Source organism: Moraxella sp. HMSC061H09 (genome assembly GCF_001809255.1).
Classification (GTDB): Bacteria; Pseudomonadota; Gammaproteobacteria; order Pseudomonadales; family Moraxellaceae; genus Moraxella; species Moraxella catarrhalis.
On the sequence record NZ_KV796819.1, the window covers coordinates 1 to 17,668 of the forward strand.

Annotated in this window: 21 protein-coding genes and 4 tRNA genes; 15 read left to right on the forward strand and 10 right to left on the reverse strand. The window is 40.6% G+C overall.

Features of this window, described 5'->3' with window-relative positions:
- The 4 genes from HMPREF2573_RS09150 to aroE all read right to left on the reverse strand — a co-directional run.
- On the reverse strand, nucleotides 1-157 hold a 157-nt coding region (locus HMPREF2573_RS09150), incomplete at its 3' end, for an FAD-dependent oxidoreductase (protein WP_148129120.1).
- A gap of 136 nt (nucleotides 158-293) precedes the next feature.
- Complete coding sequence (locus HMPREF2573_RS00125) at nucleotides 294-2,114, reverse strand: acyl-CoA dehydrogenase C-terminal domain-containing protein (protein WP_003656236.1); 1,821 nt, start codon at nucleotides 2,112-2,114, stop codon at nucleotides 294-296.
- 231 nt (nucleotides 2,115-2,345) lie between these two features.
- Nucleotides 2,346-2,489: a hypothetical protein gene (locus HMPREF2573_RS09255; protein WP_003656244.1), complete on the reverse strand. Its 144-nt coding sequence runs from the start codon at nucleotides 2,487-2,489 to the stop codon at nucleotides 2,346-2,348.
- Nucleotides 2,490-2,527: 38 nt separating this feature from the next.
- On the reverse strand, nucleotides 2,528-3,322 hold the full coding sequence (aroE, locus tag HMPREF2573_RS00130) for a shikimate dehydrogenase (protein WP_036350896.1): 795 nt from the start codon (nucleotides 3,320-3,322) through the stop codon (nucleotides 2,528-2,530).
- A 119-nt stretch (nucleotides 3,323-3,441) separates the two neighbouring features.
- Here aroE and HMPREF2573_RS00135 point away from each other — a divergent pair, with 119 nt between their 5' ends.
- The 9 genes from HMPREF2573_RS00135 (at nucleotide 3,442) to HMPREF2573_RS00175 (ending at nucleotide 11,162) form a co-directional block, all read left to right on the forward strand.
- Entirely contained in the window at nucleotides 3,442-4,044 is a 603-nt protein-coding gene (locus tag HMPREF2573_RS00135; RefSeq protein ID WP_003672842.1) for a hypothetical protein, read from the forward strand.
- Nucleotides 4,045-4,051: 7 nt separating this feature from the next.
- A complete protein-coding gene (locus tag HMPREF2573_RS00140) occupies nucleotides 4,052-4,876 on the forward strand; it encodes an aminotransferase class IV (protein ID WP_003672405.1) in 825 nt (274 codons plus the stop codon).
- Nucleotides 4,877-4,981: 105 nt separating this feature from the next.
- Nucleotides 4,982-6,109, forward strand: a complete 1,128-nt coding sequence (gene mltG / locus HMPREF2573_RS00145; RefSeq protein ID WP_003661277.1) for an endolytic transglycosylase MltG — start codon at nucleotides 4,982-4,984, stop codon at nucleotides 6,107-6,109.
- Between the two features lie 12 nt (nucleotides 6,110-6,121).
- Entirely contained in the window at nucleotides 6,122-6,742 is a 621-nt protein-coding gene (gene tmk / locus HMPREF2573_RS00150) for a dTMP kinase (protein WP_003656256.1), read from the forward strand.
- Nucleotides 6,743-6,922: 180 nt separating this feature from the next.
- Nucleotides 6,923-7,828, forward strand: a complete 906-nt coding sequence (dapA, locus tag HMPREF2573_RS00155; protein WP_003656259.1) for a 4-hydroxy-tetrahydrodipicolinate synthase — start codon at nucleotides 6,923-6,925, stop codon at nucleotides 7,826-7,828.
- Nucleotides 7,829-7,900: 72 nt separating this feature from the next.
- The gene (locus HMPREF2573_RS00160; RefSeq protein ID WP_003656261.1) at nucleotides 7,901-8,173 is read left to right on the forward strand and encodes a hypothetical protein; all 273 of its coding nucleotides are present in this window, start codon (nucleotides 7,901-7,903) and stop codon (nucleotides 8,171-8,173) included.
- Between the two features lie 53 nt (nucleotides 8,174-8,226).
- Entirely contained in the window at nucleotides 8,227-8,937 is a 711-nt protein-coding gene (gene purC / locus HMPREF2573_RS00165) for a phosphoribosylaminoimidazolesuccinocarboxamide synthase (RefSeq protein WP_013107692.1), read from the forward strand.
- Nucleotides 8,938-8,976: 39 nt separating this feature from the next.
- Nucleotides 8,977-9,297 (forward strand): YqfO family protein, encoded by a 321-nt coding sequence (locus HMPREF2573_RS00170; protein ID WP_070472097.1) that lies wholly within the window; start codon nucleotides 8,977-8,979, stop codon nucleotides 9,295-9,297.
- Between the two features lie 353 nt (nucleotides 9,298-9,650).
- Nucleotides 9,651-11,162, forward strand: coding sequence for an anthranilate synthase component I family protein (locus tag HMPREF2573_RS00175; protein WP_003658739.1), 1,512 nt, complete (start codon nucleotides 9,651-9,653; stop codon nucleotides 11,160-11,162).
- Nucleotides 11,163-11,214: 52 nt separating this feature from the next.
- Here the strand turns inward: HMPREF2573_RS00175 and HMPREF2573_RS00180 are convergent, their stop codons facing one another.
- The 5 genes from HMPREF2573_RS00180 to HMPREF2573_RS00200 are packed head-to-tail and all read right to left on the reverse strand — an operon-like array spanning nucleotide 11,215 to nucleotide 14,284.
- The gene (locus HMPREF2573_RS00180; RefSeq protein ID WP_003656268.1) at nucleotides 11,215-11,694 is read right to left on the reverse strand and encodes a hypothetical protein; all 480 of its coding nucleotides are present in this window, start codon (nucleotides 11,692-11,694) and stop codon (nucleotides 11,215-11,217) included.
- The gene (locus HMPREF2573_RS00185) at nucleotides 11,694-12,101 is read right to left on the reverse strand and encodes a hypothetical protein (protein WP_003658741.1); all 408 of its coding nucleotides are present in this window, start codon (nucleotides 12,099-12,101) and stop codon (nucleotides 11,694-11,696) included. The genes HMPREF2573_RS00180 and HMPREF2573_RS00185 overlap by 1 nt, the downstream gene beginning before the upstream one ends.
- Before the next feature lies 1 nt (nucleotide 12,102).
- Nucleotides 12,103-12,462, reverse strand: a complete 360-nt coding sequence (locus HMPREF2573_RS00190) for a hypothetical protein (protein ID WP_003672847.1) — start codon at nucleotides 12,460-12,462, stop codon at nucleotides 12,103-12,105.
- Nucleotides 12,459-13,391, reverse strand: coding sequence for an ATP-binding protein (locus tag HMPREF2573_RS00195; RefSeq protein ID WP_003656272.1), 933 nt, complete (start codon nucleotides 13,389-13,391; stop codon nucleotides 12,459-12,461). Before HMPREF2573_RS00195 ends, HMPREF2573_RS00190 begins: the two co-directional genes overlap by 4 nt.
- Before the next feature lie 2 nt (nucleotides 13,392-13,393).
- A complete protein-coding gene (locus HMPREF2573_RS00200; RefSeq protein WP_003658746.1) occupies nucleotides 13,394-14,284 on the reverse strand; it encodes a helix-turn-helix transcriptional regulator in 891 nt (296 codons plus the stop codon).
- 100 nt (nucleotides 14,285-14,384) lie between these two features.
- On the opposite strand from HMPREF2573_RS00200, the gene HMPREF2573_RS00205 reads away from it, so the two are divergent.
- The 6 genes from HMPREF2573_RS00205 (at nucleotide 14,385) to tuf (ending at nucleotide 16,738) form a co-directional block, all read left to right on the forward strand.
- Nucleotides 14,385-14,642: a helix-turn-helix domain-containing protein gene (locus HMPREF2573_RS00205; RefSeq protein WP_003656274.1), complete on the forward strand. Its 258-nt coding sequence runs from the start codon at nucleotides 14,385-14,387 to the stop codon at nucleotides 14,640-14,642.
- 206 nt (nucleotides 14,643-14,848) lie between these two features.
- Nucleotides 14,849-14,924: transfer RNA gene (locus tag HMPREF2573_RS00210), tRNA-Thr, on the forward strand.
- Between the two features lie 81 nt (nucleotides 14,925-15,005).
- Nucleotides 15,006-15,089: transfer RNA gene (locus tag HMPREF2573_RS00215), tRNA-Tyr, on the forward strand.
- A gap of 26 nt (nucleotides 15,090-15,115) precedes the next feature.
- Nucleotides 15,116-15,189: transfer RNA gene (locus HMPREF2573_RS00220), tRNA-Gly, on the forward strand.
- Between the two features lie 12 nt (nucleotides 15,190-15,201).
- Nucleotides 15,202-15,276 (forward strand) — tRNA-Thr (locus tag HMPREF2573_RS00225).
- Between the two features lie 271 nt (nucleotides 15,277-15,547).
- The gene (tuf, locus tag HMPREF2573_RS00230; RefSeq protein ID WP_003656211.1) at nucleotides 15,548-16,738 is read left to right on the forward strand and encodes an elongation factor Tu; all 1,191 of its coding nucleotides are present in this window, start codon (nucleotides 15,548-15,550) and stop codon (nucleotides 16,736-16,738) included.
- A gap of 137 nt (nucleotides 16,739-16,875) precedes the next feature.
- On the opposite strand, the gene HMPREF2573_RS00235 is transcribed toward tuf, so the two are convergent.
- On the reverse strand, nucleotides 16,876-17,668 hold a 793-nt coding region (locus tag HMPREF2573_RS00235; protein WP_070472100.1), incomplete at its 5' end, for an NAD(P)/FAD-dependent oxidoreductase.

Here is a 17,668-nt window from a genome sequence, read left to right on the forward strand (position 1 = left end):
CTGGCCAGTTATCAACTTCGGTGGTGGTAGTTAGCTGTCCACCAACTTGTAAGCCTGTAATAATGACGGGGTTTAGATTAGCTCGGGCGGCATAAACGGCTGCAGAATATCCTGCAGGACCTGAGCCAAGAATGATAAGGCGATGGTGCTGTGACATAGAGGCACTCCTAATTTAAGTAATTGATTTGTGCCTTAGTATATAAGACCGATTAAAATAATTGCAAGTAAAAAGCCCAAATCAAGCTGTTTTGGGCTTTTTACTTAAAAGATAGTTGCTTTAGATAAAGCAAACATTAGTCTAAAAATGCAAAATGATCAATATCCATCTGCATCATGGTTTCACTTGGCACGGTCATGCTCTCAGCATGGGCTGAACTGCGTGGTAGAATTTTTTCAAAGTAGAATTCAGCCGTTTGAGTTTTAGCAATATAAAATTCTTTGGGCTGTTCTCCGCCGTTTTTGATTTTATCAAATGAAACGGCTGCCATGCGTGCCCAATGATATGCCATCATCACATAGCCTGAATACATCAAAAAGTCATCAGAAGCTGCCGAAACAATATCACGGTCTTTACGAGCAGTCAGCAACAAGCGAGCAGTCAGCATATTCCATTCAGCACACAGTTTGGTCAGTACCCAGACATATTTTCGCATTTCTTTGTCAAGTGCATATTCACCACACCATTTCATAATGCCAGCGGTATAATCTCGTATGGCTTTACCACCACCATGTAATAATACCTTGCGACCTAACAAATCAAGTGCCTGTACGCCTGTCGTACCTTCATACAGTGTTGCAATGCGGGCATCACGAGCGATGAGTTCCATGCCTGATTCTTTGATATAGCCGTGTCCGCCATAGATTTGTTGACCATGCTTGGCAGCTTCAATACCAAGTTCAGTTAAAAACCCTTTTAGGATGGGTGTAAAAAACCCCATTTTATCATCCCACTTTTTGATGGCGGTCTCATCGCCTTTAGCAACCGCTTCTGCCAACTTATCTGCATATCGTGCGGTATGATAAATCATGGAGCGAGCACCTTCGGCAAACGCTTTTTGGGTAAGTAGCATACGGCGAACATCAGCATGATGAATGATGGCATCAGCTGGTTGATTTGGCTCTTTGACACCTGATAAAGCACGCATTGAGCGACGCTCTTTGGCATAGGGTAGGGAGTTTTGAAATGACAGCTCTATATGTGCCAGACCTTGGATACCTGTACCAATACGAGCAGTATTCATATAAGTGAACATGGCTTTAAGCCCTTTATTTGCTTCGCCAATCAAAAATCCAGTCGCACCATCAAAGTTGATAACACAAGTAGCAGAAGATGTGATACCCATTTTGTGTTCAATAGACCCGCAGGCAACAGCATTTCTCTTATCCGCTTCACCGTCAGCATTTGGTAGGAATTTGGGTACGATAAACAATGAAATACCTTTAGTGCCTGCAGGTGCATCAGGCAGTCTTGCTAAAACGATATGAACAATATTCTCGGTCAAATCATGCTCGCCTGCAGAAATGAAAATTTTACTGCCTGTGATTGCATAACTGCCATCTGCATTTGGTACCGCACGAGTTTTCATCTGATTTAAATCAGTACCACACTGTGCTTCTGTCAAACACATGGTACCAGACCACTCACCTGAGATAAGTTTTGGCAGATAAACGGATTTTTGTTCATCATCACCATATTGCAAGATGGTATTGATAGAACCTGTCGTTAAACCAGGATACATTGCCCATGGCCAGTTGGCAGTACCCATCATTTCTGATTTAATCAGATTTAAAGACATAGGTAGGTTCATGCCACCAAATTTTTCTGGGTAGCTGATTGCTTGCCAGCCACCTTCAACAAATTGCTGATAAGCTTCTTTAAAGCCAGTTGGTGTCGTCACCTCTCCATCTTTAAAAGTACAGCCTTCGGCATCGGCAGGCTGATATAGCGGTGCTAAGATATTTTCAGCAAAATCTGCAAAGCCTTCTAGGATCATATCCACCGACTCAGGATCTGCGGCAGCACCATTATCCAGTGTTTTATAATGTGCTTGATAGTCAAGCATCTCATTTATTAAAAATTTAATATCACGCAAAGGGGCTTTGTAAGTTAACATGAAATATCCTTTTATTTTCAATTTATCTGGCGTCTGAGTACTCAAAAAACCACTTGAGATGCTTTTACTATACAGAGATTTTAATGTTTATTAAAGGGCTAAAATGATATATATAACTTATTTTCATAATAAATAGTATTTATTATAATTATTTTTAATGAAAATATAAAAAATATGATGCCAAATAAACCATAACTGCCCATAGATTATGCAATGGGTTTTTGGTTTATCTCATAATTTACAAGCCCCGCCTTCACAACCTTCATCATTGATGCTATCAATACCACCCTCAACCGCTACGCCATCAAAGTCATCAAATAGATCATCTAAATCATCAAATAGCTCATCGGCTTGGGTTTGAAGTTGTTCGGTCATATTATTTCTCCAATCAAAGTAAAATTAAAACGGTAAAATCAAAATTGCACTTGGGATAAGTCGATTGTTTTGCCCGTCCATTGTTCAAAAGACAGTTTTGCTTGCTGGATTAGCATACCAAAACCATCAGAGATATCAGCACCTTGTTGTTTAAAATGTATTAAAAATTCTGATGGTTTGCCATACATCATGTCATAGGCAAAATTTGCTGAGCAGTCGCCCAAATCAAGTATTTGTCCTATTGTTGTGGCAGAAGTGGCATTAATAATCACATCAAATTTACCACCAGTCTTTAGCTCATCAAGTGAATGAGCGCTGAGTTTATCGGACTGAAATTCATTCACCAAATTTGTTGCTTTCAAAAAAGTACGATTAAAAATACTGATGTGTGCACCCGCTTCTAGCAGCGGTAAAATGACGCCCCGTGCCGCACCACCTGCACCGATAAGAGCAATTTTTTTATTATCCAGCTCGATTGCCTGTGCGTACAAATCTGCAACCAACCCACGACCGTCAGTGTTATCACCATACAGACCTTGTTGGTCTTGTAAAATGGTATTTACCGCACCTGCAGCAAGGGCATGCGTACTGAGGCGTCCGTTTGATTTAATCATCTCAAATGCCATTTCTTTAAAGGGTAGGGTAATATTTGCTCCCACACCGCCCCCAGCAAAAAAAGCAGACACAACGGCGGTAAAGCTGTCTGCGTCATTGGGACAATATTGTTTTTGATAGCTCACAGGCAGCCCGACACTGCGTGCAAAGGCGGTATGGATTTGTGGACTTTTTGAGTGATCGATAGGATTACCAATAACGATAAAATGTTGCATCATTTGGATTTTTTGGTCAACTAAAACGGTTAAAGGCTAATTTTATCAAAATTCATTGCTAATGGGGTGGAGTCTATGGGCTTTTATGTTAAAATTAGTAAAATTTTATTGATGGCAATATCATGACAAGCGACCAATCTACGAACAACGCCAACATCTTCTTCAAAAAAATTCGTAAAACTTGGCTGATCTGGGCAATCATCTTGGCGGTATTTGTGATATTGTTTTTAACTTTTCGCCCCATGACCAAAGATGACGCATTGGTCAAAGATGATGGCGAAGTTAAGGTATATCAGCCTGTGGTGTATGATACTGCCACATGGCAAAAAGCCACCAAGACAAGCAATGAGATTGAATCACTAAAAGCACAGCTTGGCAGCACTGCCACAACAGAAGAGGCACTTGATTTTTATGGTAGGCGTGCGACTCGTTATCGCTTTAGTACGCCGTATGAGCCACCGTTTTATCTCATTGAGTCAGAGAATTTCTTGGAGGTGGTTTGGTATTATGCTGCGTCCACTGACGATGAGGCAACCAAAGCGCAGTCTTTAGATTTTGCCAAGCGTGCTTATCGTATGATAAGCATGCTTGACCAAAATACAGGCACACATGTCGTGCATCAAATACTTCAAGGTATCGCTATGGGATCTCAGCGTGTTGGTATGCTGAATCTTGAGCAGGCAGATTGTCAAGATTACCGTTGCCAAATTATCTTGCATAAATAAATTGGCTATGGCAAAGTTTTATCAGTATTTCAATCGCACCTTGGTGGCATCAGATGATCGTATGGATGATCGAGCATTTGCTTTTGGTGATGGATTTTTTAGCACCATCGGCGTACGCCAAGGTCAGATACTTTTTGCTCAACTGCATCACATCAGAATCACGCATGGCTTAACTATTTTTAAGCTCAATTTGGATGTTGATGAGATGATGACTTGCTTAAGTAAGCTTGCCCATCAAATGACAGAAGGCATCATAAAAATTATCATCACTCGACCAAGACAGAGCATGCGTGGCTATGGTTTTTTGTCAGTACAGCCCGCCCAAGTGTTGATTAAAGTGATGCCATCAGCCATTTATCAAGGCGTATCGTTTATCAAAGGTGTACCTATCCAGCCAACCATACCACGCCAAATGGTCTGCTTGACACACAAGCTATCTCATCGCCCACCACACTTAGCAGGAATTAAGCTGATTGGTGCAACAGAACAGATTTTTGCACACGCAGAGCTACTTTATCATCAGAGCATGGATGATGGCATTTTAGATGGTTTGGTTGGCAATGTGCATGGTGAATGGATTTGTGCGACGATGGGGAATGTGTTTTATCGTCTTGGGCAGAATTGGTACACGCCGTTGGTTGATAAATCAGGTGTTTTGGGGGTTATGCGATGTGCCGTTATTCAAAGTGGGCTGCTTGGTGATGTTAAAGAGCGTTTATTTACCAATGCAGATCTTGATTTCGTCAATGGCTTAATCACAACCAACGCAGTTCGTGGTATAACCGCCATGTCAATGCTTAATGGGCGTCAATTGACGCATCTTTTTGGTTAATTTATCCATCTATCATGAAGTGAATTTGTGACATGTGCTAAATTTATGGTCATTGGTCATAAATTTTTGCTACAATAAATAAAATATCTATGGCAATGACCGATTATGACAGCTTCCAAAAAACCACATCAAACACCAAAGCATAGGCGTTCATCAAGACACCTAAAAACCCAAGCGTCATCTAATTCGCCTTTTAGATCTGTACTTTTAATGATGGCTTTGGTTGCTACATTGGTCGTGCTTTTTGTTGTGTATCAGTCAATTTATGCAACGACTGGTCATTCAGAGCATATACTTACGGTGGATAAGGGCGAGACTTATCACAGTCTTTTGAGTAAAAAACCTTGGTCAGATGCATTTTTGAGTTCGGCGTTTGTAACCAAGGCATATGTGGCACTTGCCACAGATAAGTCGCTACAAGCTGGAAACTATCAAGTGCCAGCAGGTGCTAGCCTTGCTCAGATGATTCGTATTTTAAATAAGGGTGGGATGGCGACTGAATTTAGTTTGCGTATCATTGAGGGTAAGACGGTTAAAGAGTTGTATCATACGCTTAAGACGACCGATGGTGTGGTTTTGAAAGTTCTTACCCCGCCTGCAGATGGTTATAGTTGGACAGATGTAGCGCGTGATAATAAAGCGGTGGCACAAGCACTTGAGATTGAATCGCCCAATGGCAATTTGGAGGGTATGTTTGCACCAAATACTTACCAATTTTCACATGGCACAACTGATTTAGAAATTTTAAGACGCTTATATCAAGATCAGATAAAAATTTTGAATAAAGCTTGGGAATCTCGTGATGAAACTTTGCCTTATCAGACACCATATGACGCGCTGATCATGGCAAGCATCATCGAAAAAGAAACGGGCGTTAAACAAGAACGACAAATGGTTTCAGCGGTGTTTGTCAATCGTCTGCGTCAGGGCATGAGACTGCAAACAGATCCGACAATCATTTATGGAATGTTTGACCGTTATGATGGTAAGATTTATCGAAGTAATATTGCCGAAAAAACAGATTATAATACCTATCAAATTGATGGTCTGCCACCAACGCCCATCGCATTACCTTCGGCAGCTTCCATCAAAGCAGCCATGCACCCTGCTGATACCGATGTGATTTATTTTGTGGCAACAGGCAGTGGGGGGCATACCTTTAGCCGCACCTATCAAGAGCATCAAAAAGCTGTGGCAGAATATCGTGCTTTTATGCGTGATCGCAATCAATAAAAGGGTAAGTGCATGCAAGGGAAATTTATCAGTTTTGAGGGTACTGAGGGCGTGGGTAAAACCACGGCAATTGAAGCACTCATTACTCGTTTGGTGGATCGTGGCATACAAGTCGTACGCACACGAGAGCCAGGTGGTAGTGAGCTGGCCGAGCAGTTGCGTCAACTATTTTTAAATCCGAATGCCAATATGAATGCTGACACAGAGATTTTGCTGATGTTTGCTGCACGCAGTGATCATTTGCATCAGGTGATTTTACCTGCAATTAAATCGGGTAAATGGGTGGTCAGTGACCGCTTTTTTGATAGTACGGTGGCTTATCAGGGTTTTGGACGATATCATGGAAAACAAGCGGCATTGGCTAAGATTGAGCTTTTGATTGAGCAGTTTGTGCCCATTTATCCAGATGTAACACTTTGGCTTGATTTGGATGTGGTGATGGGTATGCAGCGTGCCGCCAAACGAAGTGCTGCTGATCGATTGGAAGCCAACGACATTGCTTTTTTTGAGCGTGTGTATCAAGGTTTGGCATATCAGCACAGCCAGCACTCCAATCGTATTCATCGCATTGATGCCAATGGCACTGTGGCAGAAGTGGCGGCACGGATAGATACCGCTTTGGGTCTTGATTGATTGTTTGATGATTGATTGCTTAAACCAGTCAAGCCTGCAATCGGCATATAAAATAACTGTAAAAATGTCATTTAAATGTGATAAACTACAAAAGATTATTCTGCTTTTTAAAATCAAAATCTTGGCTAAAGCAGGTTCAATCGTATTCATCATAACCAAAAGTACTTAGCAAGGTGTCTTATGACAGATGCGTATCAACAAATCAAATCAACATTAAAAGGTGTCATGACCGCTTTAGTGACTCCAATGAAGCCAGATGGTTCGGTGGACTATGATACGCTTGCTCAACTGATAGATTGGCAGATTGATGAAGGGGTTAATGCCTTGGTGGCGGTAGGTACCACAGGTGAGGCAGCAACACTTGCAATTGATGAGCATATTGATGTCATTCGCTTTTTTGTGAAGCAAGTTGCAGGACGCATTCCTGTGATTGCAGGAACAGGCGCAAACTCAACGCGTGAAGCCATTGATTTAACCATGGCCGCCAAAGCAGCTGGTGCTGATTTTGCTTTACTGGTCGTGCCTTATTATAATAAACCCACCCAAGAGGGCATGTATCAGCATTTTAAGGCGGTTGCCACAGCAGTTGATATACCACAGATAGTGTATAATGTTCCTGGGCGTACCGTGGTTGATATGTGTGAAGATACTGTCAGTCGTCTGGCAGATATTGATAACATTGTTGCCATCAAGGATGCGACAGGCAATCTTGAACGGGGCATCAGTCTAATTCGCCGAGTAGGTGAGCGTATGGTGGTATTATCAGGCGATGATCCAACAGCACTTGAGCTGATAAAATATGGCTCAAAAGGTGATATTTCTGTTACCTCTAATATTGCACCCAAGGCGATGAGTCAAGCGTTTGGATTGGCACTTGAAGGTCATTTTGAGGAAGCTTACCAAATTCATGATACTATTGTTCATCTACACCGTGATTTATTCATTGAGTCCAGCCCCCAGCCTGTCAAATATGCCTTACACAAAATGGGCAAAATTGGCACAGGCATTCGTTTACCTATGGTTTGGCTGGCTGAACATTATCACGAAACCATTGATAATTCACTCAAAAAAGCAGGGTTGATTTAGTTTGAGCCAATACTCGCTGACATACTGATAAATATGGGTAATGACCAAATACAAAATAAAAGTGGAAGGTTTATGAAATTTTTAAAAATAACGGCTGGTGTGTTAACGGCTAGCATGATGTTGACAGGCTGTACAACAACCAAAAATATTCTGTCAAAGCGTAATAATGGCAGTTTGGATTATCGCAATGAAAAAAAACTGGCGCCTATTCAGCTGCCAGCACAACAACCAGCTGCAGAATTTACACCTTTGTATCATACACCAAATTCGGTGAGCCAGTTGCCAGATTTTACGAATGAATCAGGCAAACAGTATCAACTGCCAAGACCACCAAGCGTTAGGTGATATCGCTTAAAGCTTTGGATGACTTCCTAATTTATTAATCAAATGAGATTACCATGCAAAAACAAGCACTACTTTATACTGGAAAAGCCAAATCCGTTTATGAAACTGACCATCCTGACTATTTGATTTTACATTTTCGTAATGATGCCAGTGCATTTAATGGCGAAAAAATGGAAAGTCTTGACCGAAAAGGTGTCGTTAATAATCGTTTTAATGCGTTTATCATGCAAAAACTTGCAGATGCAGGCATTGAAACGCACTTTGAAAAGCAGCTTTCTGATGATGAAGTTTTGGTAAAACGCCTGAAAATGATTCCTGTGGAAGCTGTTGTGCGTAACTATGCTGCAGGCGGTTTGATGAAGCGTTTGGGGTTATCTGAAGGTTTGCCATTATTACCACCAACTTATGAGCTATTTTATAAGGATGATGCCCTTGGTGATCCGATGTTGAGTGAGTCAACCGCCATTGCTTTGGGTTATGCCACTGCTGATGAGCTTGCCCAAATGCAAAGCCTGACTTTGAAAGTCAATGAAGTATTATCAAAACTGTTTGATGATGCAGGCTTGATGTTGGTGGATTTTAAATTGGAGTTTGGGTTATTCCAAGGTCGTGTGGTACTTGGTGATGAATTTTCGCCAGATGGCTGCCGCTTGTGGGATAAGCAAACCAAGAAAAAACTTGATAAAGATCGCTTCCGTCAAGGTTTGGGCGATGTGGTTGAGGGCTATGAAGAAGTTGCTCGCCGCATTGGTGTACCTTTGTAATTATTTACAGATTTTGAAGATAAAGCCATATATTTTCAGATGTATAAAATTGTTACCTATATCCCTGAGCCTGATTTAGAAACGGTAAAAACTGCGATGTTTGAAGCTGGTGCAGGTCATTTTGGTCAATATGAGCGTTGCAGCTGGCAGACCTTGGGCGTCGGTCAGTTTTGCCCCTTGGAAGGTGCCAATCCAACGATTGGTAAAATCGGGCAGGTCAGTCAGGTTTCTGAATGGAAAGTGGAAATGATCGTGCCTGAAAATAAGCTGTATGAAGTTGTTGAAGCTTATAAGCATGCACATCCTTATGAAGTACCCGCTTATGAAGTCTATCAAACGGTAGATGTTGATAGCGATTAAGCCTGCCAAGTTAAATTAGTTAGCCAATCCTTTCATAAGCCTTTGGAAATATTCAAAGGCTTATTGCTATGATACGGTTTACTCATCTCATTTAGGCTGATAGCATATCTTAAAAATGAGCAAACAATCGGATTGAAAGCATATAACAACAAGCCAAAGCGATGAAGTGGTAAAATAGCAACTTCATAATAATCCAAAAAATGATCAAATCATGACATAGATTTTATTATTTTAATTAAATGAAAAATAAAAAATAATAAACTTTATCATAACAGCATGAATGAATTTTAGGTGTTTTGGGTCGGTCTTTTATGCTATGATAGACCAATTTTTATGAAAATTTTGGAAGTGTCATGTCAACTTTGCTGAGTCATCACGAGTATCTTCGCCTCAAAAGTCAGGGCTTTAGCCATGTACCCTTAATCAAAAAACGCCTTATGGATGATGCCACGCCTGTGTCGGTTTTTGCCAATATCAGACAACTCAATCCCAAGGCTTATCTATTTGAATCAGTGGTTGGCGGTGAGCGTTTTGCACGCTACTCGATGATTGGTCTGGGCAAGGGCGTATATTTTGAATACCAAGATGGCGTTATGCGTGTGGGGTCAGAGCTTGTCGGTACAGTATCAAGTACCAAGACCGATCAGCCATTTGATGAAATTCGACGCTTTATGGGACAATTTAACATACCCACCAAAGACGATGTGCCAAATTTACCAGTTTTTAGCGGTGGTTTGGTGGGGTATTTTGGCTATGATTTGATACGCACAATTGAACCGACAGTTGGGCATTCTGATACGCCCAATCCTTTGAATTTGCCTGATTTGTGGCTAATGCTTTCTACAGAAGTGGTGATATTTGATAATCTTGAGCATACGCTGTCTATTGTGGTTTATGCCAATTGTGATGTTGAAAATGGCTATGAAGATGCACTTGGTCGCTTAACGAATATTGAAAATATCCTAAACCAAAAGCCAGATTTGACCACCAAAGCGCATCCGATACCAAAATTTGTATCAGCCACAGGCCAGCAAAAATTTTGTGATGATGTCCAAAAAATTAAAGAGTATATTTTGGCAGGTGATGTCATGCAAGTCGTGCCCGCCCAAAGATTATCAGCCAAGTCTGAAGCAGATGCACTGAGTGTGTATCGAGCGCTGCGTTATTTAAATCCATCGCCGTATCTATTTATGTTGCATGGTGAAACTTTTGGTACGACCAAATCACCGTTTGATATTATTGGTGCTTCCCCTGAGATTTTATCCCGCATCGAAAATGGTACAGTAACGGTCAGACCATTGGCGGGAACACGCCGCCGTGGCAGTGATATGGATGAGGATCTGGCGCTTGAGCATGAGTTGTTAAATGACCAAAAAGAGATCGCAGAACATCTGATGCTCATTGATCTTGGGCGTAATGATATTGGGCGTGTCTGTGAGATTGGTTCGGTTAAAGTGACAGATCAGATGTTCATTGAACGCTACTCGCAAGTGATGCATATCGCTAGTAATGTTGAGGGGCGTATACGCCAAGATGTCGATGCTTTAGATGTGTTTTGTGCGACCTTTCCAGCGGGTACTTTGTCTGGTGCGCCAAAAATCCGTGCCATGCAAATTATTGATGAAGTTGAGCCAGTGCGTCGCACCGTTTTTGGCGGGGCGATCGGATATCTTGGCTGGCATGGCAATATGGATACTGCCATCGCAATACGCACAGCGGTCATGAAAGATGGTCAAATCCATGTACAAGCTGGTGCGGGCGTGGTGGCAGATTCAGACCCTTTGGCTGAATGGGATGAAACCAACAAAAAAGCTTTAGCCCTTGTCAAAGCAGTAGAGATGGCGTGCAGAGGGCTTGAGATTTAGAGTCTGGCATAATTTCTATAAATTTAGGGTCGGTTAATTCCGACCCTAAATTTTAAATTTCAATATGTACAGTTTCTATAGGCTCTAAAAAGTTGCCTGATTGCGTTGACCGCCATAACTGACCTGGTAATTGCTCAATAATTTGATCATCTTCTACCAGTTTCACAATGGCTTGACTTAGTATTTCTTGATCGTATTTTATGGATTTTTCATCTAAAAAATTGGTAATATCTGTCAGGTCGCCCATCTCTTTAATGGTGAAGTACTTGGCAACTGCCCGATGAACTTTCTTTTCGTTAGTGTGACTCAAATAGCCTAAACAAAATAGCGTCAAAATAAATATAATCCATATGGGTATATCAAGTCCGATAATGCTAAATCCGTACTTTATTAACCAAGAGATTCCAAAAAGAACGGCAATACCGATAATAATAAGCCAGATTTTTTTGAAAAGTCCCCAAATGAATTTTAGTATTGCCAATATAGCACCAAGAACAAACAATCCGACAACAATAAAAATGATAATTTCCATCACCGATCCAAAGGTTTGTCGATATCAAATTTTAAAGATTGATGCTCTAATAATGATGCTTGAGCTTGGGGGTTTAGATATTCATCGACATTAAAAGTTTTGGATTGCTTTTTTTTATTAATCCATGAACCTTGCGTATTTTGAAAATAAAAATCAAAATCAATTTGCATGGTACCGGATTCCAAAAGATTTAAGATGGCATAACCTGCAACAAAGTTTAGACCTTCATCACGCTCAGTTTGCAAGATGAAATCATCCGCACCTTTGGAAAAGGATGAAACAAATTCAGCGGCCGAAGTTTGATTATGTTTAATCAATTTCGGTAATATATTTCTAGAAATGATTTCTTTGGCAGCTTGCTCTAAATCTTTTAAGTTATCATAGATTTTTGTTGAATCATTATTCATTTTACACCTCCAAATGTAATTCTGCTTGTACTTCATCTGTAATATCAATAGGTCCTCTGTTATTCTTAACCTTCCTGCGAATATCTTCTGGGATTTCATTTGCTGGCACATTGCGCGTCATGATGGTTTCCTGCCATTGTCCTCGTTCATTTTTTGAAAAAAACTTCTGTAGAGCTTTTGCGGTGGCATATAAGGCATTACCCGTTTGAAGATAAGTTTTAAAACCAACAATCATACTGGGTATTAGGTGGGTTTTTATGCGCTCAATACTGGCCTGGATAAAAGATTTGATCTCTTTCCAGAAAGCTGTAGCAACGAATACCCCAGCGATAAGCGCACCAGCGAGTAAAAAAGGAATCATATGGTTTCTCCATCATTTAATTGTGATTTAACATACTCTTCAGAAACAACTCTTGTTTGGAACTTGGTTTCTTTTCGAGAATTTTCGCTCTTACTTCTTTGAATAGCCTCAATCTTGTTTTGTAGATTCTCATGAGTGACCAAATCGCAACCTTCTGTCTTGGCTGAAAAAGCAGCTAATAAAATCGCATTTGAAATATCCGAACCGCTTAAGCCTTCTGACAGTTTGACAATGGTAGGTAAATCAATAGAATGAGGTAATTTATTTGGTATGTATTTATTAAATAGGTAGGTTCTAGTTTCTTCATCAGGAAGTGTGTATTCAATGTGTATTAAAATGCGCCGCATAAAGGCAGGATCATAGTTGCTAATAAAATTAGTGGCAAAAATGACCGTATCATTATAATCATTAAGCAAAGTTAGCATCACTGAACGTGTTTGATTCACACTGGTATCGGTTGCACTTGTCATATTAGTAACACGACGGCTTAAAATTGCATCAGCCTCATCAAAGAATAAGATTGCATCATTTTCTTTGGCGAATTCAAAAGCCGCTTGTATATTCTTAGGTGTTTCTCCAACATATTTTGATTCAATGTCACCATAGTTGATTAAGATTAATTTTTTACCTAGTGCATGGGCGATCGCATGGGCGGACATAGTCTTGCCTGTGCCAGGTTCACCGTATAAATTAATGATCATCTTATTATCAAACTTATGGGTTTCAGAAAACCCCCAATGCTCAAAAACTTCCGATTGATACTGACGCAGTCCTATGGTACGCTCTAGATCGGCTTTTGTTTTGATTGGCAAGACCAAATCATCCATTTTATAGAGAGCATCACTTAGTTCAAACGCAATCTTGGCTGATGACTTAGGTCTATTTTGGAATCTGTTCAGATCCGTGGTCTGATTCGTATTGATTGGCATGTTTAACACTCCGTTAAATAATTCAAGTATTTTTTGAGTTGATGGTTTAAATAATCCCGCCATTCAGCAGGCTCGATGATGGTTAAATGTGGTATCCATGAGCGAATCATTGGAAAAATCTGCTGCTTTTGATAGACACTGCATTGGATTAACAGCCCGCCATCCTCCAAACTCTTGATAATTTTTTGATTAGGCAAGATTTGTTTTTGTAAAAAATATCCCCGTGCATATTCATCTGTTTTGATGAGTACATTGGTAAGCTGATGACCGAACCAAATTCCTTGACCTTGATCAATCAATTGCCAGATCTCATCATCAGGCACAAAAGACTGTCCTTGCAAGACACTTAAGTTAAGAATTTTACTGAGCCTAAAAGTTTTGATTTCATTATTTTGAGTGCCGATCAAATACCAACAACCCCGATGATTGAGAAGCTTATAAGGATGAACAAGCCGAGTTTGGTTCTTATAATCCAAGCGAATGATCTGTTGTTCGGCAATGGCACTTTTGATCAGGGGGATGATGTCAAAAAATGGCTCAATATTTTCATACTCATAGCCGACGATCTGCAGCTGGCGAGTATTTTGCTTAAGCATATCACGCAAAAACTGGATATCCATATTTGGAATCAACCGATGCACGCCAATTAAGCGAATCAACTCACCAAATTCTTTTTCACTAAGATTAAATTGTTTGGACTTATCCAGATAAACCATTTTGGGCTTACGAACCAATGGTAAATAGCGCTCCATACGCAATAAATCACGCCGAATGGTTTTATCAGACACCTGATACTCTGCTGCCAGCTCATGTGTATCCAATTTTTCATGGCTGCTCAAACGCATAAAAATATCAGCAAATCTATCTGCAAGTCTTTCGTGTTTGTTATCCATTGTAAATTTCCTGTAAGAAAAATTTGCAGAACTCAGAAGATTTAGTAAAATATTGTACTCATTTTGAGTAAATTGGTCAATATAGTGTAAATAGATATTTATGACCAAAAGTATTCATTCTGATCAAATGATCGCCCTGCGCGCTTGGCTGAAAGCAGAACGACGAAATCAAAAGCTGTCCATGCGTGCCTTGGCTGCCAGAATGGATAGACCGCATTCGTTTGTACAGCGAGTAGAAGAGGGTGATCGCAGACTTGATGTGGTTGAATACATTTGGTACTGTGAAGCTTTGGGCATTAATCCTTCACTGGGTTTGCAAATCATACTTGAATGTAATAAGGTCAATATAACCGCTTAATGGGACAGGTTGTGTCCATTTGAATAAAATGATTCAATTTTTATGCGTTATTTTAATTATAAGTAACAATCGGATTATTTGAACATAAATAATTTATAAAAATCAATCAGTTATAAAAATTTTCAGTGATTTGAATTAAAATTTTAAAAAAAAGCTTGCACAATCTCAAAAATTTGTTATTATAAGCACCACTTAGGAAATATACCGCCGGCTTAGCTCAGTTGGTAGAGCAACTGACTTGTAATCAGTAGGTCGCCAGTTCGATTCCGGCAGCCGGCACCATTCCTAAGAATGCTTTCAGGTCAAGTCCATCTATTGGACTTAATCTTTTAACAGACCATTAAAAGGCATACCTGTTCACTCGGTGGGGTTGGGGAGCGGTCAAACCCAACAGACTGTAACTCTGTCGCGAAAGCTTCGAAGGTTCGAATCCTTCCCCCACCACCATATTCCCTACCTAGGTATACTACCCTGCGGGTGTAGTTTAGTGGTAGAACCTCAGCCTTCCAAGCTGATGGTGCGGGTTCGATTCCCGCCACCCGCTCCACATTATTAGTTTGCTCTTGTAGCTCAGGGGTAGAGCACTCCCTTGGTAAGGGAGAGGTCGCGAGTTCAATTCTCGCCAAGAGCTCCATATTTAGAATCCTTAGATATTTCTAAGGATTTTTTATTGGGAGTTTTTTGGGTGTTTACGATCATACAATTTGCTTAGTATTGTGACTAAGGCAAGACGCTGGTTTGATTATTTTATTGAGATGGCTTAATTGAGACATTATGATGAAATAAAAGAATTTAAATGTATTTCAATCAAAAATCTTATATGCTATAATGTGTCAGGATATGGTTTTGAATTTATTTATATATGTCAAAACCGTGGTGTTTAATTAACAATCGAGGAAACCATCATGGCAAAGGCCAAGTTTGAACGTGTAAAACCACACGTAAATGTTGGTACCATCGGTCACGTTGACCATGGTAAAACCACTCTAACTGCTGCTATCGCAACCGTTGCTGCTAAGCACCACGGTGGTGAAGCAAAAGATTACGCTGCTATTGACTCAGCACCTGAAGAAAAAGCACGCGGTATCACCATCAACACCTCTCATATTGAGTATGACACTGCAGCTCGTCACTACGCACATGTAGACTGCCCAGGTCACGCTGACTATGTTAAAAACATGATCACAGGTGCAGCACAGATGGACGGCGCTATCTTGGTTGTTTCTGCAACTGATGGTCCTATGCCACAAACTCGTGAGCATATCCTACTATCTCGTCAGGTTGGTGTACCATACATCATGGTATTCATGAACAAGTGCGATATGGTTGATGATGAAGAGCTACTAGAATTGGTTGAAATGGAAGTTCGTGAACTTCTATCTGACTATGATTTCCCTGGTGATGATACCCCAATCATCAAAGGTTCAGCACTAGAAGCATTGAATGGTTCTGATGGTAAATATGGCGAGCCTGCAGTTCTAGAACTGCTAGACACACTAGACAGCTATATCCCAGAGCCTGAGCGTGATATCGATAAGTCATTCTTGATGCCAATTGAAGATGTCTTCTCGATCTCAGGTCGTGGTACAGTTGTGACTGGTCGTGTTGAATCAGGTATTATTAAAGTTGGTGATGAAATTGAAATCATCGGTATCAAACCAACTGCTAAAACCACCTGTACTGGTGTTGAAATGTTCCGTAAACTGTTAGACGAAGGTCGTGCAGGTGAGAACTGTGGTATCTTGTTGCGTGGTACTAAGCGTGAAGAAGTTCAACGCGGTCAAGTACTTGCAAAACCAGGTTCAATCACCCCACATACTAAGTTTGATGCTGAAGTTTATGTACTGTCAAAAGAAGAAGGTGGTCGTCACACCCCATTCTTAAATGGCTATCGCCCACAGTTCTACTTCCGTACCACAGATGTGACTGGTGCCATCACTCTACAAGAAGGTACCGAAATGGTTATGCCTGGTGACAATGTTGAGATGAGTGTTGAGCTTATCCACCCAATCGCCATGGATAAAGGTCTACGCTTTGCTATCCGTGAAGGCGGTCGTACCGTAGGTGCTGGTGTTGTTGCTAATGTTAAAGACTGATATTTTTAGTATTTAACTTAAGCAGTTACCACAAAAACCAAACCTGAAAGGGTTTGGTTTTTTGTTGGACAAAGGGTGTAAAAAAATGTGCTGGATTGACCAACACATTTGTTACATTTGTATTTTAACTTGAAAGGCTAGATAGTAAGTGAATCTAAATACTTTTCGGCATCAAGTGCAGCCATACAGCCAGTACCTGCCGAAGTGATGGCTTGTCGATAGGTGTGATCAGCAACATCACCAGCGGCAAAAACACCATTGATATTGGTTGCTGTTGCATTGCCGTTTAATCCGCTGTTGACAACGATATATCCATCTTGCATATTTAATTGACCATCAAATAACTTGGTATTTGGTTTATGACCAATGGCAACAAACAGACCCATAATATCTAACTGTTTGATTGAGCCATCTTGAGTGGACTCAATCATAACCCCCGTTACGCCCATGTCATCACCAACGACTTCTTTGATTTGATGATTCCATTCGATTTTAATATTACCATCTTTAACTTTTTCAAATAACTGTTCTTGTAGTATTTTTTCGGCACGCAAAGTATCTCGGCGGTGTATCAAAGTAACCTCGCTGGCAATATTTGATAAATATAAAGCCTCTTCAACAGCGGTATTACCACCACCAACAACAGCGACTTTTTGATTTTTATAAAAAAAGCCATCACAAGTTGCACATGCTGAAACACCTTGACCCATGAACTTTTGTTCAGATTCAAGCCCTAGGTACTGTGCGGTTGCACCTGTAGCAATAATAAGGGCATCGCAGGTATAGACACCTTTATCGCCCACTAGCGTAAAAGGGCGATTGTGTAAATCAACTTGGGTAATACTGTCATAAATAAGCTTGGTGCCAAAGCGTTCGGCATGGGATTTCATTCGCTCCATCAAACCGTTACCCGTCAGACCATGTGCATCA

Coding starts and splice junctions, on each gene's coding strand:
- HMPREF2573_RS00200 (WP_003658746.1), bottom strand. CDS start 14,284: ATGGATAACAAACACGAAAGACTTGCAGATAGATTTGCTGATATTTTT.
- HMPREF2573_RS00170 (WP_070472097.1), top strand. CDS start 8,977: ATGTATAAAATTGTTACCTATATCCCTGAGCCTGATTTAGAAACGGTA.
- tuf (WP_003656211.1), top strand. CDS start 15,548: ATGGCAAAGGCCAAGTTTGAACGTGTAAAACCACACGTAAATGTTGGT.
- HMPREF2573_RS09255 (WP_003656244.1), bottom strand. CDS start 2,489: ATGACCGAACAACTTCAAACCCAAGCCGATGAGCTATTTGATGATTTA.
- purC (WP_013107692.1), top strand. CDS start 8,227: ATGCAAAAACAAGCACTACTTTATACTGGAAAAGCCAAATCCGTTTAT.
- mltG (WP_003661277.1), top strand. CDS start 4,982: ATGACAGCTTCCAAAAAACCACATCAAACACCAAAGCATAGGCGTTCA.
- HMPREF2573_RS00190 (WP_003672847.1), bottom strand. CDS start 12,462: ATGATTCCTTTTTTACTCGCTGGTGCGCTTATCGCTGGGGTATTCGTT.
- tmk (WP_003656256.1), top strand. CDS start 6,122: ATGCAAGGGAAATTTATCAGTTTTGAGGGTACTGAGGGCGTGGGTAAA.
- HMPREF2573_RS00175 (WP_003658739.1), top strand. CDS start 9,651: ATGTCAACTTTGCTGAGTCATCACGAGTATCTTCGCCTCAAAAGTCAG.
- HMPREF2573_RS00140 (WP_003672405.1), top strand. CDS start 4,052: ATGGCAAAGTTTTATCAGTATTTCAATCGCACCTTGGTGGCATCAGAT.
- dapA (WP_003656259.1), top strand. CDS start 6,923: ATGACAGATGCGTATCAACAAATCAAATCAACATTAAAAGGTGTCATG.
- HMPREF2573_RS00185 (WP_003658741.1), bottom strand. CDS start 12,101: ATGAATAATGATTCAACAAAAATCTATGATAACTTAAAAGATTTAGAG.
- HMPREF2573_RS00180 (WP_003656268.1), bottom strand. CDS start 11,694: ATGGAAATTATCATTTTTATTGTTGTCGGATTGTTTGTTCTTGGTGCT.
- HMPREF2573_RS00125 (WP_003656236.1), bottom strand. CDS start 2,114: ATGTTAACTTACAAAGCCCCTTTGCGTGATATTAAATTTTTAATAAAT.
- HMPREF2573_RS00135 (WP_003672842.1), top strand. CDS start 3,442: ATGACAAGCGACCAATCTACGAACAACGCCAACATCTTCTTCAAAAAA.
- HMPREF2573_RS00160 (WP_003656261.1), top strand. CDS start 7,901: ATGAAATTTTTAAAAATAACGGCTGGTGTGTTAACGGCTAGCATGATG.
- aroE (WP_036350896.1), bottom strand. CDS start 3,322: ATGATGCAACATTTTATCGTTATTGGTAATCCTATCGATCACTCAAAA.
- HMPREF2573_RS00205 (WP_003656274.1), top strand. CDS start 14,385: ATGACCAAAAGTATTCATTCTGATCAAATGATCGCCCTGCGCGCTTGG.
- HMPREF2573_RS00195 (WP_003656272.1), bottom strand. CDS start 13,391: ATGCCAATCAATACGAATCAGACCACGGATCTGAACAGATTCCAAAAT.